The sequence below is a fragment of the Dyella sp. GSA-30 genome (assembly GCF_027924605.1).
Taxonomy (GTDB): domain Bacteria; phylum Pseudomonadota; class Gammaproteobacteria; order Xanthomonadales; family Rhodanobacteraceae; genus GSA-30.
On record NZ_AP027042.1, the window covers coordinates 4,756,521 to 4,771,858 of the forward strand.

Annotated in this window: 16 protein-coding genes; 9 read left to right on the forward strand and 7 right to left on the reverse strand. The window is 62.2% G+C overall.

The features are described 5' to 3' along the window. Positions 1–202: 202 nt before the first annotated feature. A complete protein-coding gene (locus tag QMG46_RS20360) occupies positions 203–2,086 on the reverse strand; it encodes an ABC transporter ATP-binding protein (protein WP_281852939.1) in 1,884 nt (627 codons plus the stop codon). Between the two features lie 133 nt (positions 2,087–2,219). Between QMG46_RS20360 and QMG46_RS20365 the strand changes: the two genes are divergently transcribed. The 5 genes from QMG46_RS20365 to QMG46_RS20385 all read left to right on the forward strand — a co-directional run bounded on the left by QMG46_RS20365 (position 2,220) and on the right by QMG46_RS20385 (position 7,492). After that, positions 2,220–2,864, forward strand: a complete 645-nt coding sequence (locus tag QMG46_RS20365) for a PadR family transcriptional regulator (protein WP_281849709.1) — start codon at positions 2,220–2,222, stop codon at positions 2,862–2,864. After that, positions 2,857–3,240, forward strand: a complete 384-nt coding sequence (locus tag QMG46_RS20370) for a Fur family transcriptional regulator (RefSeq protein WP_281849710.1) — start codon at positions 2,857–2,859, stop codon at positions 3,238–3,240. Before QMG46_RS20365 ends, QMG46_RS20370 begins: the two co-directional genes overlap by 8 nt. A 66-nt stretch (positions 3,241–3,306) precedes the next feature. Further along, positions 3,307–4,095, forward strand: coding sequence for a siderophore-interacting protein (locus QMG46_RS20375; protein WP_281849711.1), 789 nt, complete (start codon positions 3,307–3,309; stop codon positions 4,093–4,095). A 283-nt stretch (positions 4,096–4,378) separates the two neighbouring features. Further along, positions 4,379–6,514 (forward strand): AsmA family protein, encoded by a 2,136-nt coding sequence (locus QMG46_RS20380; RefSeq protein WP_281849712.1) that lies wholly within the window; start codon positions 4,379–4,381, stop codon positions 6,512–6,514. A gap of 48 nt (positions 6,515–6,562) precedes the next feature. Continuing rightward, positions 6,563–7,492 (forward strand): DMT family transporter, encoded by a 930-nt coding sequence (locus QMG46_RS20385; RefSeq protein ID WP_281849713.1) that lies wholly within the window; start codon positions 6,563–6,565, stop codon positions 7,490–7,492. 11 nt (positions 7,493–7,503) lie between these two features. On the opposite strand, the gene QMG46_RS20390 is transcribed toward QMG46_RS20385, so the two are convergent. From QMG46_RS20390 to QMG46_RS20405, 4 genes are all read right to left on the reverse strand, one after another. Next, positions 7,504–8,121, reverse strand: coding sequence for a c-type cytochrome (locus QMG46_RS20390; RefSeq protein ID WP_281849714.1), 618 nt, complete (start codon positions 8,119–8,121; stop codon positions 7,504–7,506). A gap of 22 nt (positions 8,122–8,143) precedes the next feature. Further along, positions 8,144–9,034 (reverse strand): copper resistance protein B, encoded by an 891-nt coding sequence (locus QMG46_RS20395; protein ID WP_281849715.1) that lies wholly within the window; start codon positions 9,032–9,034, stop codon positions 8,144–8,146. Then, the gene (locus QMG46_RS20400) at positions 9,031–10,746 is read right to left on the reverse strand and encodes a copper resistance system multicopper oxidase (protein ID WP_281849717.1); all 1,716 of its coding nucleotides are present in this window, start codon (positions 10,744–10,746) and stop codon (positions 9,031–9,033) included. Before QMG46_RS20400 ends, QMG46_RS20395 begins: the two co-directional genes overlap by 4 nt. Positions 10,747–10,856: 110 nt before the next feature. Beyond that, complete coding sequence (locus QMG46_RS20405) at positions 10,857–11,207, reverse strand: hypothetical protein (protein WP_281849718.1); 351 nt, start codon at positions 11,205–11,207, stop codon at positions 10,857–10,859. A 161-nt stretch (positions 11,208–11,368) separates the two neighbouring features. Between QMG46_RS20405 and rlmJ the strand changes: the two genes are divergently transcribed. Genes rlmJ through QMG46_RS20420 form a run of 3 tightly spaced genes read left to right on the forward strand, consistent with a single transcriptional unit; the run spans position 11,369 to position 13,733 of the window. Next, on the forward strand, positions 11,369–12,244 hold the full coding sequence (gene rlmJ / locus QMG46_RS20410; protein ID WP_281849719.1) for a 23S rRNA (adenine(2030)-N(6))-methyltransferase RlmJ: 876 nt from the start codon (positions 11,369–11,371) through the stop codon (positions 12,242–12,244). Positions 12,245–12,290: 46 nt separating this feature from the next. Next, complete coding sequence (locus QMG46_RS20415; RefSeq protein WP_281849720.1) at positions 12,291–12,794, forward strand: Slp family lipoprotein; 504 nt, start codon at positions 12,291–12,293, stop codon at positions 12,792–12,794. 30 nt (positions 12,795–12,824) lie between these two features. Then, positions 12,825–13,733, forward strand: coding sequence for a cation diffusion facilitator family transporter (locus tag QMG46_RS20420; protein ID WP_281849721.1), 909 nt, complete (start codon positions 12,825–12,827; stop codon positions 13,731–13,733). 4 nt (positions 13,734–13,737) lie between these two features. On the opposite strand, the gene QMG46_RS20425 is transcribed toward QMG46_RS20420, so the two are convergent. Continuing rightward, positions 13,738–14,130, reverse strand: a complete 393-nt coding sequence (locus QMG46_RS20425; RefSeq protein ID WP_281849722.1) for a VOC family protein — start codon at positions 14,128–14,130, stop codon at positions 13,738–13,740. A 6-nt stretch (positions 14,131–14,136) separates the two neighbouring features. Next, positions 14,137–14,514: an MmcQ/YjbR family DNA-binding protein gene (locus tag QMG46_RS20430; RefSeq protein WP_281849723.1), complete on the reverse strand. Its 378-nt coding sequence runs from the start codon at positions 14,512–14,514 to the stop codon at positions 14,137–14,139. Between the two features lie 197 nt (positions 14,515–14,711). Between QMG46_RS20430 and QMG46_RS20435 the strand changes: the two genes are divergently transcribed. After that, entirely contained in the window at positions 14,712–15,320 is a 609-nt protein-coding gene (locus QMG46_RS20435) for a GNAT family N-acetyltransferase (protein WP_281849724.1), read from the forward strand. Positions 15,321–15,338 lie beyond the last annotated feature (18 nt).

Here is a 15,338-nt window from a genome sequence, read left to right on the forward strand (position 1 = left end):
TCTTCTCCCAAAAATGGCCGCAGCCGGGACAGCAGCCGGCCGTCCAGAACGTATGCCAGCGCGTGCCGCAACCCGAACCGGGCTCGCCCGGCGCGCAATACCAGCGGCTGTCAATCTTGGGTTCCCACGAGCAAAGCGGGCAATGGATATGCGGCTGGGCTGACATTGGCTTCCCTGAGGTCCTGTCCACTCCATAGTGTAATCAACGATACCCCGCCGCCTGCAACTCAAACAGCTCGGCATAGTGACCGCCGGCGGCAAGCAGGTCCGCATGACTGCCGATCTCCACGATGCTGCCGCCTTCGAGCACCATGATGCGGTCGGCCATGCGCACCGTCGAAAAGCGATGCGAGATCAGCACCGCGGTCTTGCCCTGCGACAGCTCCTTGAAACGCTGAAACACCTCGAACTCCGAGCGCGCATCCAGCGCCGCGGTCGGCTCGTCCAGGATCAATAGCTGCGCATCGCGCATGTACGCACGAGCGATGGCGATCTTCTGCCACTCGCCACCGGAAAGGTCCACGCCACCCTTGAACAGCTTGCCCAGCATCTGCTCATAACCCTTGGGCAGCTTGGCGATCACCTCGTCGGCAACGCTGCGGCGCGCTGCATCGGTGATGCGCTCGCGATCGTCGCGCGCCTCAATGCGGCCGACAGCAATATTGTCGGCAGCACTCAGGAAGTAGCGCACGAAGTCCTGAAAGATCACCCCGGTATTCGCACGCAACTCGTGCAGATCGTATTCGCTCAACGGATGACCATCGAGCAGAATGCGGCCCTCGTCCGGGTCGTAGAGTCGCGAAAGCAATTTGACCAACGTCGTCTTACCAGCGCCGTTTTCGCCCACCAGCGCCAGCACCTCACCCGCGCGCAACGTGAAGTTGAGGTTGCGCACCGCCCAACGCTCGGCATCGGGGTAACGGAAACCCACGTCCTCAAATACGAAGCCTTCGCGGATAGGACTAGGAAACGGCCGTGGGTGTTCGGGCGTATAGATTTCCGGCTTGATCTGGAAGAACGAAAACAGATCATCGAGATAAAGCGCCTGGCCTGCCACCTGCGAGAAACCGATCAGCAGGTTCTCCAGCAAGCTGCGCAGTCGGCGGAACGAAGCGGACAGGAAGGTGAGGTCGCCGATGGTGAAATCGCCGCTTACCGTGCGAAACGCAATGATCGCGTAGGCAAGGTAATAGCCGATCGTGCCGATGGTGGTGAACAGACCGCCCCAGCCGGCGCGGCGCAGCGCGATGCTGCGGTTGGCGCGATAGATCGACTTGGACAGCACGCGATAACGGTCGATCAGGAAATCATTGAGGTTGAAGCTTTTGACTTCCTTGGCCGTTTGCGCGCTGGCGCCCACCATGCGCAGGTAGTCGAGCTCGCGTCGCTCCGGGGTCCATTGGTAATTAACCGCGTAACTCTGCGCATTGAAATGCAGCTCACCGACAAAGACCGGTACCAGCGCGATCAGCAACAGCAGAATCAACCAAGGCGCATAGACCGCCAGGCCCACCGCAAAGCTGACGATGGTGACGATGTCCTGCGCCTGCCCGAGCAACTGCGAAAGCAGTGAACTCCGCCCGGCTACCTGGCGTCGCGCGCGATCCAGTCGATCCTGCAGATCGGCGTCTTCGAAATCTTCCAGATCGAGCGAAGCGGCATGCAGCATCAATTCGATACTGGTAGCGTTGCTGTAAAGCTCGGACAGCAGCGAATCGATCAGCGAGACGATACGACCCAGAATGTCCGCGGCGATCGCCAGCGAGAATTCCAGCGCAAGCAAGGCCCAAAGGCGATGCATCTGTGCGTCCGCCAACCAGTCGGACAGCCCACCATGGAAACCGCCCGCGCGAATCAGATGCGTGACTTCGTCGATGATCAGCTTGCCGACGTAGAGCGTCACCACCGGCAGCAGTGCACGTGCCAGCCTCAGGACGATGGTCCAGATGCACAGCCAGGGGCTGGTTCGCCATATACCGAGCAGGAACGGCGGCAGGTTGCGCAAGGCGCTGAAGCGCTCGCGCAGGCTTTGCTTGGGCGGCGGCTCGCCGCGACTGGCCCCACCCTTACCTGCTCGCCCACCCATGCTGTATTCGCGCGGCATCGTTACTTCCGGGTCCGGCCTTAGCCGAAAGCCGGAGCATGCCATGGGGGCTTGTCTTTAGATACACTTACGATATATCGTAAGTACATCTTAGATACTACGAGAGAACCTGATCATGCGCGGACACCATTCGTTATTTCATGCGATGCGCCATCGGTTCCGGGCCATGCACGAGGAACACCACGACCGGGCTTTTGAACACCATGCCGCACGCCACGGCTTTCGCGGCGGCCCGGGCGGGGATTTCTTTGCCGACTGGAACGAGCTGCGTGGCGGCGGCCGGCGCGGCGGCGGCCGCATGTTCGGTCACGGCGATCTGAAACTGCTGCTGCTCGCCCTGCTCGAACAACAGCCGCGTCACGGCTACGAGATGATTCGCATCATCGAAGAAATGTTTCATGGCCACTACTCGCCCAGCCCCGGCGCCATCTACCCCACGCTGACCATGCTGGAAGAAATGGGACATGCGCAGGTGGAGAACGAACAGGGCGGACGCAAGCTCTATGCAATCACCGACGAGGGACGCCGCTTCCTCGACGAAAACCGTGCCGCGGTCGAAGCCATGACCGAACGCACCGAACACAGCGCGCGCATGGCTGCGAAGATGTCAGCGCCGCAGGCCATCCGCCAGGCCATGCATGCCCTCAAGCATGCCCTGCTGATGCGCGGTACGGAGTGGACCCGTGCGGAAACCCAACGCGTTGCGGCCATTCTCGAAAAAGCGGCCACCGACATCGCCACCGGGCAGCGCCGTGAATAGCCCCGGCGAGGATCTGGATCGCTGGCAGCAACGCTGCAAGGCCGCTGGCCTGCAAATGACCGCCCCCCGACGCGCCGTGCTGGCTGCCCTGGTGGCACGACAGGACGCCATGGATGCGGTGGCGTTGCTTGTACAGGCACGCGAACACTATCCACGCGCCAGTATCGGCACGGTGTACCGCTTCATGCGCGAGCTGGAACAGCACGCCCTGGTGCAGGTACACAGCGAGGCTCATGGGCGCATCCATTGGCGACTTGCCGGCACGGCGCAACCCGTTGCGACACCACCGGACATGGATGCCCTGGCCGTCGTGCGGCAAATCGCCGAGCGCCTGGGCTACCGCTTGATTCGCCGCAACGGCGACTTCATCTACTGATTCCCCGCCACGCCATCGCTCATCCGAGCCAGTAGCCGGCTGCTTACTTTCCCCCAAGGAGCATTCATGGCAAGACATGAACCACGCATGGTTCGTCATACGGTGGTGATGCGCCAGCTCGATGTGCTGCGCGTAGAACGTCTGACCCCGCACATGCAACGCATCGTACTCGGCGGCCCCGAGCTGGCCGGCTTTATCAGCGCCGCGCCGGACGATCACGTCAAGCTGTTCTTTCCCAACAGCCACGGCGAGATCGTACGCCCGACACTCGGCGCCAACGGCCTGGAGTATCCGCCCGGCAAGGAACCCTCGCCCATGCGCGACTACACGCCACGCAGCCACGACGAAACCCGCGGCGAACTGACCGTGGACTTTGTCCTGCATGGCGACGGTCCCGCGGCGACGTGGGCGGCGCAAGCCACACCGGGGCAACAGCTTGGTGCGGGCGGCCCACGGGGCTCGTTTATCGTCGCCGATGATTTCGATCACTACGTCATGGCGGGCGATGAAACCGCCCTGCCCGCGATCGGTCGCTGGCTGGAAGAGCTGCCGTCGAATGCCAAGGCGACTGTGTTCATTGAGATTCCCGACTCGGCCGACCGGCAGAGCCTGAGCTCGAATGCGCATTTCGATGTGCAGTGGCTGGATCGCAAGGGTGGCGATGCTGCGAGCAGCACATTGCTGGAGCAGGCCTTGCAGCGGTTTGTGCCAGCCGACGGCGATACGTTTTATTGGATCGCTACCGAGTCGAAGCGTGCACGCAACATGCGCCAATGGTTAAGCGAGCATCGCGACCTGCCCAAGGAGCATGTGAAAGCTACGGGCTATTGGAAGTTTGGCGATAGCGACGATTGATTGATTTGTGAGGCATGCCGCGAGCACCCGCCCCCTCACCCCAACCCTCTCCCCCGGCGGAGCCAGGGGAGAGGGAGCAGACTGCGCAAGTGCGAAACACTGAAGCACCCTCAATAGATCCCCTCTCCCCTGGCTTTGCCGGGGGAGAGGGTTAGGGTGAGGGGGAGCTCTAAGTCCTGAGATTCACGTGAACACCCCGTGAGCAATCTCACCAACGACGACACTCTGTATGCATAGGACACGGTATCCATAACCCCATGCCAACGCATGGGAGAAGCAAGAAATGAAGCGCGGCCGGAAAGTGCTGAGCTGGATCGGAGGCATCCTGGTCTTGCTGATCGCAATCGTCATCATCGTGATCGCCACCTTCGACTGGAACCGGGCCAAGCCTTTTATCAACGACAAGGTCAGCCAGGCGATCGGGCGACAGTTCGAGATTCAGGGTGACCTGAGCGTGCATTGGCAGCGCGAACCGGACCAGGGCGGTCTGTCGGCGATCGTGCCGTGGCCGGAATTCGTTGCGCAACAGATCCGCATAGCCAACCCGGACTGGGCCACGAACAAACAGTTCGCCACGCTCGATGCCTTGCGCTTCCGTCTCTCGCCGCTGGCCTTGCTGGCGCATCGCATCACCATACCTACCGTGCAGCTGGTGCAGCCGAACATCGACCTGCAGCGTGACAAGCAAGGGCGCGCTACCTGGGACTTCACCCTGCCGCAAAGCACCGGCCCGTCGACATGGAGCCTTGATCTGGGTGCGATCGGCTTCGATCGCGGCCATATTGCTCTCGACGACGCTGCCAGCAAAGTCCAGCTACAGGTGAATATCGAGCCGCTGCAAAAAGCCATCCCGTATGACGAGATCATGGCGCAGCAGTCGGCGCGCGCACGCGATGAGGCACAAAAAACTGCCGGCGGCGACGCGAAGAAAACGCTAGCCAATACGCAAACGGAAAGCGAACCCAAGACGCGTCCCACCTCCGCCTACGCATTCGCCTGGCAAGCCAAGGGTAGTTATCAGGGTGCACCGCTATCGGGCGATGGCAAGACTGGCGGCGTGCTGGCCTTGCAGCGCAGCGACCAACCCTTCCCCGTACAGGCGGATGTGCATGCGGGCGATTCGCATATCGCCCTGGTCGGCACCTTGACCAATCCCATGCACCTGGCTGCGCTCGATCTGCGCCTGTGGTTTTCCGGCACCAGCATGGCAAAGCTCTACCCGCTTACTGGATTGACGCTGCCCGATACGCCGCCTTATGCCACCGAAGGCCACCTGATCGCCGAGCTGCACAAGCACAACAGCCATTTCAGCTACCAGAATTTCCGCGGCCGGGTCGGCGGCAGCGACCTGGGCGGCAGCCTCGATTTCAGCACGGCCGCCCCGCGCCCGAAACTGACCGGTAAATTGCACTCGCAATTGCTGCAGTTCTCCGACCTGGGTTCGCTGGTCGGCGCGGATTCGAAAGAACAAAAGCAGCAACGCGGTGACACTACCGCACAGCCTGCCGACAAAGCGCTACCGGTCGAGCCTTTCCGTACGGATCGCTGGAAAGCCATGGATGCGGACGTCACGTTTACCGGCACGCGCATCATCCGCGATGCCAATCTGCCGATCGACAACTTGAGCACGCATATCGTGCTGGAGGACGGCAAACTGCATCTGGATCCACTCAGCTTCGGCATGGCCGGCGGCAACGTCACCGGGCTCATCCACCTCGACGGCAGTCAGATACCGATGCGCGGACGGATGGATCTAAAAGCGCGCCATCTGAAACTGAAAGAGCTGTTCCCGACCGTTCAGGCGATGAACACCAGCTTCGGCGAAATCAACGGCGACATGGCCATGAGCTCGAATGGCAACTCGGTGGCCGAACTGCTGGCCACCGCCGACGGCGAGGTCAAGCTGCTGATGAACGACGGGGCGATCAGCAAGACCTTGCTCGAAACCGCAGGCCTCAATATCGGCAACGTGGTCATCGGCAAGTTGTTCGGCGACAAGACGGTCAATATCAACTGCGCCGCTTCCGACCTGGTCGCCACCGACGGCGTATTCCAGACCAAGCTGTTCGTGCTCGACACGGAAGACGCGATCATCGACGTCGACGGCAACGTCAACTTCGCCACCGAACGCCTGGACCTTGATGTCACACCGCATACCAAGGGCTTCCGGGTGTTCTCGCTGCGCTCGCCGCTGTACGTCAAGGGCACGCTGAAGAACCCCGATGTCGGCGTGCATTCGGCCGGGCTGATCCTGCGCGGCGGCGGCGCCCTGGCCCTGGGGATATTCGCCGCGCCGGCGGCTGCCCTGGCGCCGCTCGTGGTCCCGAGTCGAGGCAACCAGGAAAATGCATGCCAGGGCGTGCTGGAGCAGATGCGCGGAACGAAGGTAAAGGCACCGGCGCAACCGAAGGCAAAGTGATCGGCTCACACCACGTACAATGCGGGACCGCCACGACGACCCCGCACCGTGCAGCCCGCCGCCAAAGCCCGCCTACAAATCCACTTCTGCGTCCTGCTCTGGGGATTCACGGCCATTCTCGGCAAGCAGATCACCCTGCAGGCGCTGCCGCTGGTCTGGTGGCGTACTTTGCTGGTGACCTCGGCGCTGTTGCTGGTGCCCAGGGTATGGCGCGGGCTCAAGGCCATGCCGGCCAGATTGCGCTGGGCGTATGCCGGTATCGGTGCAATCGTGTCGCTGCACTGGCTGACGTTTTATGCGGCGATCAAATTATCGAACGCATCGGTCGGCGCAACCTGTATTGCCCTGGGCCCGGTCTTTCTCGCTTTTATCGAGCCATGGATCGCGCGCCGTCGCTTTGATCCGCGCGAGCTGCTGATCGGTCTCCTGGTCATTCCCGGCGTCGCCATGGTGGTGGGTGGCGTGCCGGTGGAAATGCGGCTGGGTATTGCGGTGGGCGCGCTATCTGCGCTGCTGGTGGCCATCTTCGGCTCGCTCAACAAGCGCCTGGTCGAGCATGGCGATCCACTGACCGTCACCTGCATCGAACTGGGTTCGGGCACGCTTTTTCTCACCTTGCTCGCACCGTTTCTTCCGCATGCGGGCCCGGCTTTCATGCTGCCCGGTGCGCATGATGCAACGCTGCTGCTCCTGCTGTCATTCGGCTGCACCTTGCTGCCCTTCGCCTTGGCGCTGGTCGCACTGCGTCAGATGAGCGCCTTCGAAACGCAGATGGTGACCAATCTCGAACCGGTGTATGCGATCGTGCTGGCTATCGTATTGCTGGGCGAACAACGTCAGCTCGACACCTGGTTCTATCTTGGCGTCGCGGTCATCCTGACTGCCGTGTTCGCCCATCCTTTCCTGCACCGCCGCGATAGCCAGCCGGCGAAGACCGAGCTGCTGGCTACCGCGGAGAGCCACAACATCGTCGATTAGTGCAGCGTCGATTAATGCGCGGCCGAGGCCGGTGATGCCGGATGCTCGTCGTGGTCGTGATCGTGGTCATGATCGCCATCATGATCGTCATGCCCTTCGTCATGATGATGGTGTCCGCCACCGTGCCCGTCGTCACCGTGCGTACCGGCCAACGCAACAAAGCCATCTTCATCGAGCTTGGGCAACTGGCGGATAAAGGCCACCATGTCCCAGATGGCATCATCGCTATGGCTGACACCCCATGCCGGCATGGCCGTCATCTTGACGCCGTGTTTGATCACCCAGAACGCCTTGGCCGGATCGGCGATGCCGAGCTTGGCCAGATCCGGCGGCTGCGGATAAAGCCCCTGCCGCAACTCGGTGCTGCGCATGCCGGGCGTCAAATGACATGCGGCGCACATCTGCGCGTAATGTTCGGCACCCGAGTGAATGCGTGTCTGGGCATCCAGGTCCGTAGGCACCGTTACACCGGCCGACTCTCGTGCAATCGATCGCTCGCGCAGTGTCTCGACGATCTGCGTGGTTACGCCCCAATGGGGTCTGTCCGCGCCGATGTCATAAACGCCGGAATATACAAAGGCGGCGACAGCCACCGCGAGTATCACCAAAACAACAAACAATGTTTTCAAGATCGTTCCCCTCGTTGAGTATCTAGAACCAGAAACGGATGCCGGCGACCCAGGTCGTTTCGTGCGCGGCGGTATCAAGCAGGACATCGGTGGGTGCGTTGGCGGTGCGCCGGTAAGCCCACGACACGCCGACATAGGGCGCAAGGCGTCGGCTGAATTCATAGCGCAAACGCAAACCGGCTTCGGCTTCGGACAGACCGGCGCGAATCGCACGCTGCGGATCGTTGCGGCTATAAAGGTTCAGCTCGATCTTCGGCGTCAATATCAGCCGCTGGGTAAACAGCACGTCATAGCTGCTTTCCAGGCGCAGAGTCGTACGTCCTTGCTCTCCTGCATAGAATGTTGCCTGTGTCTCGAACCAGTACGGCGCGAGACCTTGCACACCGAAGGCCAGCCATTGCCGCTTGGGCCCGTTACCGATGTCCTGGCGCAGACCAAGCTGACCATCCCAATAAGTCGTCCAGGCATGACCCCATTGCACGTCAACGCGTCCATCTTGCGTTACGCCACGCTGGCGCTCGCCCTCGCTGCGTATCCACAGACGATCGATATCGCTGCCCCACCAGCCCTCGCCCTCCCAGGCTGTGGCGTTGTCGCCGCCTGTGGTGCGCGTACGCTCCAGGCGGTCGATCAACAGCATGCCGCGCGTGCTGGTGTCGTGCATATCCATCGCGTCGGACATGGCATGCTGTGCCATGACATGCTGCGGCGGCGGTGGCGGAACGTGATCGTTCGGCGGCAATGGCAACGATGAAGCGGCGGCCGGAGGCGCGTCGTGATGCTGATGCGGCATGGACATGCCGGGCATATCGTCCATCGGCATATCCTGCATGTTGTCCATGGGCTTCGCCTGTTGCGCATACGCCAGGCCCGAAACACCGCATAGCAGAAGAAACATCAAAAGCCGCTTCATGCCACCACCACTTCGCGCATCATGCCCGCTTCCATGTGATAGAGCAGATGACAGTGGTAGGCCCAGCGGCCGATCGCATCGGCGCTGACGCGATAGGCCACGCGTTGTGCCGGCTGCACCACCACGGTGTGCTTGCGTACCTGGAACGCGCCATCGGGAGACTCCAGCTCGCTCCACATGCCGTGCAAATGGATCGGGTGAGTCATCATGGTGTCGTTGATCAGCACCACGCGCACGTGTTCACCGTAGCGCAACTGGATAGGGCCGGTGTCGGAGAAGCGCTTGCCGTCGAACGACCAGAGATAACGTTCCATGTTGCCGGTGAGATGCAACGTCATCTCTCGATCGACCCTGGGTGAAATCGGCGCATCGACCGCATGCAGGTCGGCATAACTGAGCACGCGCCGGCCGTTGTCGCGCAAGCCCACACCAGGATCATCCAGGTTGCTGCGCGGCTGCGGTACGCGCATGTCGATCTCCGGACCATGGCCGCGCATCGACATGTCGCCCATATCGCCGTGGTCCATGGCCATCCCGGGCATGCCATGCATGTCGTGGCTCATGCCACCGTGCTGCATCTGTCCCATCATGTCGCTCATGGCGAGCAAGGGACGAGAATCGAGCGTCGGCACATCGGCCACCATGCCGGCTCGCGGTGCCAGCGTGGCACGGGCAAAACCGGAACGATCCATGCTCTGCGCAAAGATCGTCCAGGCGCGGTCGGCCGCCGGCTCGACGATCACATCGTAGGTCTCCGCGTTGGCGATGCGAAACTCGTCGACGGTCACCGGTTCGATCGACTGCCCGTCGGCGGCCACCACGGTCATTTTGAGACCGGGGATACGCACATCGAAAAAAGTCATCGACGAGCCATTGATAAAACGCAGCCGTACTTTTTCGCCCGCATCGAACAAACCGGTCCAGTTGCCCGCTGGCGTGCTGCCGTTGATCAGATAGGTATAGGTCATGGCCGACACATCGGCCAGATCGGTGGGATCCATGCGCATCTGGTTCCACATGCGCCGTTCGCACAACGCCTGCGACAGACCTTGCCGGCTGGCGTCGCGCAGAAAGTCGCCCATCGTGCGCTTGCCGATGTTGTAGTAATCGCTTTGCTTTTTCAGGTTGGCGAAGATCCGTTCCGGATCGGTATCGGTCCAATCGCTAAGCAGGATCACGTGCTCGCGTTGCACCGCGTGACGTTCCTGGCGCGGCTCGATCACGATCGGCCCATACAGACCGGTCTGTTCCTGGAAACGCGAATGGCTGTGATACCAGTACGTGCCTGCCTGGTTCACCGTGAAGCGATAGACGTATTCACCGCCCGGCGGGATGCCGTCGAAACTCAAGCCCGGCACGCCGTCCATATCGGCCGGCAGGACGATGCCATGCCAGTGAATCGAACTGGTAACGGTTAGACGGTTGCGCACGCGAATAGTCACTGTGTCGCCCTGGCGCCAGCGCAATAAGGGCGCCGGCAACTGGCCGTTGACCACGGTGGCTACACGCTTGCTCCCAGTGAAATCCACCGGCAGCTCACCGATTTCCAACTCGAAATGGGTGCCGCTCAGTTCGGTGCGCGGCGTGTCAATGGCGGCAAAAACATCGCCGCCGCGAAACAGCCCGAGCCCGGCGGCGACACCGCCCAGGGTCAGACCTTGAACGAAGCGCCGACGCGGCAGCGAAAGGCCGCGCGGATCCTGCTTACTCATGATGTCGACTCCAACGGCCGTCCGTCCGGCTATGCGAAAGCGGACGCTCGGCCAAAACGATGCTCATCTGTGGCAGCACCACAAACATCTGCTGCCATGAATACCGTTATTCAGGCGAAGTCATTCGCCGGTGGCCGTAATGGAGGGGATTGCGCGCGCTGTGGCGCGGAGCGGTGTCCCTGCACTGCCAGCGGATGGGCTGGTAGCCGGGAGATCATGCCCAGTGCCACGGTCGGTGGCAGCGTGGCCGGGGCGTGCACGCAGGCACAGTCGGCGGTAGCCATCGGACCCTGGCCATGCGCATGTCCGGTATCGTGCATGCCCGCGCTGTCGGGCATATGCATGCCGGTACAACAATCGGTCTGCGCCCAGGCCATGCTCACCAGCGCCAGCCACGCACACAGCGCCCAGGCCAACACATGGCGGGAACGGCGGAAGGGCTGGAGTGAGCGACGGGGCATAGGGCGAGGATAGCCAGCATATACAGGGCGCTCAACTCTGGAGCAGGCTCCAAGCCCCTTCCATCGGGCTTTGCCGCGTATCGACGCCCCCGCGGTCACCGAAGTCCAGCGGCTCCAGGGCACTCCCTCTATACTGCAGATCACATCAAAGCGCCGACACCATGAATTATCGCCACGCCTTCCACGCCGGCAATTTTGCCGACGTTCTCAAGCACGCCGTGCTTTTTGCGCTGATCGAGGCGCTCAAGGCCAAACCGTCGCCATTCTGCTTTGTCGACACGCACGCCGGCAGCGGTTGCTACGCGCTCGATGGCATGCAGGCCGGCAAGACCGGCGAATACAAGGATGGCATCGCGCGCCTGCTCTTTCCCGACATGCATGGCGACGGCAGCGCACCGGCGCTGCCCAACCTGCTTCAGCGTTGGCTGCAGACCATTCTCGACCTGCCCGGCAACGAGGACGGCCTGAAGCTCTACCCCGGCTCGCCGCTGCAGGTAGCCCGCGCGATGCGCGCCAGCGACAGTGCACAGCTATGCGAATTGCACACAGAAGAAGCCACGCGCCTGCGCGACTTGTTTCATCGCGATGCACGCGTACATGTGCATCAGCGCGATGGCTACGAGGCGCTCAAGGGCTTCGTGCCGCCGCAGGAAAAGCGTGGCCTGGTCCTGATCGACCCGCCCTTCGAAGCCCAGGAAGACGAATACCGCACGATCGAGAAAACCATCAAGAACGCCTTGCTGCGCTGGCCTGGCGGCGTCTATGCCGTGTGGTATCCGATCAAGCGCCGCAGCCAGGTGCAACCGTTCCACCGCTGGCTGCAACACAGCGGCGTGAAGCGCGTGCTGCGTGCGGAGCTGCTGATTCGCCCGGACGATTCACCGCTCCGTCTCAACGGCTCGGGCATGGTCATACTCAACGCGCCCTGGAAACTCGACGAGGTCTTGCGCGAGCCGATGCAGGCGCTGGGGCGATTGCTCTCGCAGGATCGCCCGGCCCAGACGCGGCTCGACTGGCTGGTCGAGGAAGCGCCCTGAACGCTAAGCTTGGTTATCTCCAGCCCACTTCCTGAGGAGTACGGTCATGCGTTTTGCCCCGCTACTGATCCGCCTGGCCGCTCCGGCTGCGCTGCTGGCCCTGAGTGCCTGCGCCCCGGCACCGATCTACAAGCCTACCGCGGCCAACGTGGTCGTCGCGCCGGCGCAAGTCTCGCAGACGCCGGAACAGTACAGCGGCCACGACGTGATCTGGGGTGGCCGTATCGTGCAAGTGAACAACCTCGCCGACCATAGCGAAATCGAGATCCTCGCCTATCCTTTGGACAGCTCTCAGCGACCCAAGCTGAGCGGCAATGGCATGGGACGATTTATTGCGACCATGCCCGGCTATGTGGAATCGATCGATTACCCGCAAGGCGCCCCGATTACCGTCACCGGCCATCTCAGCGGCAACCGCTCGGGCAAGGTGGGTGAAGCCGATTACGCCTTTCCCCTGGTCGGCGTGACGCAATCGCATATCTGGTCGACATCGGAGATGCAGGGCGGCAAGGTCAATTTCGGTGTAGGCGTGGGCGTCGGTATCCGCTAAATCCAACGCGATTCGTTCAAGGAAAGCTCGATGTCCGGACACGCCAACTCGCTCAGAGCGATCCTGCTCGCTCTGGGTGCTAATTTCGCGATCTTTATCGCCAAGCTGATCGCCGCCGTCATGACCGGCTCCGGCGCCATGCTGGCCGAAGCAGTGCATTCGCTGGCCGACTGCGCCAACCAGGGTTTGCTCCTGGTGGGCATAAGGCAGGCCAAGCGGCCACCCTCGGCGGAATACCCGCTCGGCTGGGGCCGCGTGATGTATTTCTGGTCGTTTCTGGTGGCAATGCTGCTGTTCAGCGTTGGCGGCATGTTTTCGATCTATGAGGGCGTGCACAAGCTCAGCCATCCCGAGCCATTGAGCTGGCCGTGGCTTGCCGTGGGCGTGCTGGGTTTCAGCATCGTGGTCGAAGGCATCTCGATGCACGGCTGCCTGCAGGAAGTAAACAAGGCACGTGGATCGCGCAGCCTGTGGCGCTGGTTCCGCGAAACGCGCTCGAGCGAACTGCTGGTGATCTTTGGCGAAGACCTCGCCGCCCTGCTTGGCTTGACGCTCGCGTTTATTGCTGTGGTCGCCACGATGATCACCGGCAACCTGCTGTTCGACGCCACCGGCACCATCGCCATCGGCATCCTGCTCGTCATCGTTGCCGTTGCCGTCGCCAACGAAGTGAAGGCGCTGCTGATCGGCCAGGGCGTCGAGCCGGAACAGCGCGAGGCATTGATCGCCTTCTTGAACGCACGCCCCGAGGTCGACGCCGTACTCAACCTGCTGACCTTGCAAATGGGACCGGACGTGATGGTCGCCGTGAAGGCACGCATGGCGCCGGCGCCGGATCAGCGCAGCTTTATCGAGGCGATCAACCGTACCGAGAAGGCGATGAAAGAGGCTTTCCCGGATGTTCGGTGGAGTTTTTTTGAGCCGGATATTGCGGACTAGCGCGTCAACGTTTCAACTCAAGCAAGTCCCAGGCATTCCCATAAAGATCCTCAAACACCGCCACCGTGCCATACGGCTCGTGTCGCGGCTCTTCGCGAAAATGCACGCCTTGTGTGCGCATGCGACGCCAATCCCGATCAAAGTCGTCCGTGTGCAGAAATAACCAGACGCGACCGCCTGCCTGGTCGCCGATACGCACGGTCTGTGCGTCGCCGACTGCCTGAGCCAGCAGGATGCGGGTTTCCTTTGCGCCTGGCGGTGTCAGGAGGACCCAGCGCTTGCCGCCGCCCAGGTCGGTGTCCTCGACCAGTTCGAAGCCCAGTGCGCGGGTGTACCAGGCGATCGCTTCGTCGTAGTCGGCGACCAGCAGCGCAAAGCTGCCGATATGTTGCTTCATGCTTGCTTATTCCTTGAAGGGTGCGGGGCCGATCGCCGCCTGCAGTTTCTTGGTGAGTTTGGAGCGTACCTGGAGATAGGCGCCGCGGATCAGCTTTTCCAGCGCCGCCGTGGTGAAGCGACGACGATCGGTGACGGCGATCCAATGCGCCCGCGCCAGATAAGGCGCCGGTGCCATGCCCTCCTGGTCGGTCAGCTCCAGAAAGCGCTCGTCCGGCACCTTGAACATCAGGCGCCCTTCCTGACCGCGCTCACTCGAAGCCACCACGAACATCTTGCCGCCAACGCTGAAGACCAGCGCGTCGCCCCATTTGATGTCGCGGGTCACGCCGGGCCACCCGCTGCAAAGCTGCTCCAGCCGCTCGGTACTCAGGCCTTTGCTCATGCGTCCGCCTCGTCAGTAGGGTCAGCCTTGCATTCTGAGGCGAGGGGCCGGCACCACGCCAGCTCAACGCGGCGTGCCGCAAGATCGGGTATGCCGGCCCACCGGGATGCCGCACTTGCGGCAAAACGCCATCTTCAAAGCCTCATTTCAAGCTTTCCGTTCATGTTGCAGTGCACACAATACGGTAAAGTATGGATATGTCCCTCCCCGCCATCCAGCTCACCGACACGCTCCACCAGGCACCGCTGCCTCCGCGCGGCCGCGAACGCTTCGCGCGCCTGCAGCTGGTACGGCAGGCCCAGGGCGAACTGGTGCGCATCCACGATGGGCGGGAGCTGCGCCTGCGCGATATCGACGGGAACGACGTCGCGGCGATCAAGCGCTGCTTCCAGCGACTGTCGCCGGAGGACATCCGTCGCCGCTTCCTGCATTCCATGTCCGAGCTGCCCGAGCCGATGGCGCAGCGCCTTTGCCGCATCGATCCGGCGATAGAGCGGGCCTATGTGCTGGAAGACGAAAATGTCGTGCCCGGCGAGATCCGCGGCGTAGGCCGTATCTACGTGGACGAAGCCGCGAACAGCGCCGAATTCTCGATCGTGGTCGAACAGGATTGGACCCGGCTCGGCCTGGGCGCCATGCTGATGCAACACCTGGTTGACGAATGCCGCGGTCGCGAGCTGAGCGAGATCTGGGGCTATGTGCTGCTGGAAAACCGCCCCATGTTGCAGCTGTGCCGCGAACTGGGCTTCGTCCAGCGATTGCTGCCAGATGAGCCGGGGACGGCGCAGATTTCGCTGGCACTCTGATCCCAACCCCGCTGTACC

What these genes read in the sequence shown, in the direction of transcription:
- QMG46_RS20425 (WP_281849722.1), bottom strand. Translation starts at nt 14,130, where the DNA reads ATGAAGCAACATATCGGCAGCTTTGCGCTGCTGGTCGCCGACTACGAC.
- QMG46_RS20365 (WP_281849709.1), top strand. Translation starts at nt 2,220, where the DNA reads ATGCGCGGACACCATTCGTTATTTCATGCGATGCGCCATCGGTTCCGG.
- rlmJ (WP_281849719.1), top strand. Translation starts at nt 11,369, where the DNA reads ATGAATTATCGCCACGCCTTCCACGCCGGCAATTTTGCCGACGTTCTC.
- QMG46_RS20430 (WP_281849723.1), bottom strand. Translation starts at nt 14,514, where the DNA reads ATGAGCAAAGGCCTGAGTACCGAGCGGCTGGAGCAGCTTTGCAGCGGG.
- QMG46_RS20435 (WP_281849724.1), top strand. Translation starts at nt 14,712, where the DNA reads ATGTCCCTCCCCGCCATCCAGCTCACCGACACGCTCCACCAGGCACCG.
- QMG46_RS20395 (WP_281849715.1), bottom strand. Translation starts at nt 9,034, where the DNA reads ATGAAGCGGCTTTTGATGTTTCTTCTGCTATGCGGTGTTTCGGGCCTG.
- QMG46_RS20405 (WP_281849718.1), bottom strand. Translation starts at nt 11,207, where the DNA reads ATGCCCCGTCGCTCACTCCAGCCCTTCCGCCGTTCCCGCCATGTGTTG.
- QMG46_RS20375 (WP_281849711.1), top strand. Translation starts at nt 3,307, where the DNA reads ATGGCAAGACATGAACCACGCATGGTTCGTCATACGGTGGTGATGCGC.
- QMG46_RS20420 (WP_281849721.1), top strand. Translation starts at nt 12,825, where the DNA reads ATGTCCGGACACGCCAACTCGCTCAGAGCGATCCTGCTCGCTCTGGGT.
- QMG46_RS20360 (WP_281852939.1), bottom strand. Translation starts at nt 2,086, where the DNA reads ATGGGTGGGCGAGCAGGTAAGGGTGGGGCCAGTCGCGGCGAGCCGCCG.
- QMG46_RS20380 (WP_281849712.1), top strand. Translation starts at nt 4,379, where the DNA reads ATGAAGCGCGGCCGGAAAGTGCTGAGCTGGATCGGAGGCATCCTGGTC.
- QMG46_RS20400 (WP_281849717.1), bottom strand. Translation starts at nt 10,746, where the DNA reads ATGAGTAAGCAGGATCCGCGCGGCCTTTCGCTGCCGCGTCGGCGCTTC.
- QMG46_RS20415 (WP_281849720.1), top strand. Translation starts at nt 12,291, where the DNA reads ATGCGTTTTGCCCCGCTACTGATCCGCCTGGCCGCTCCGGCTGCGCTG.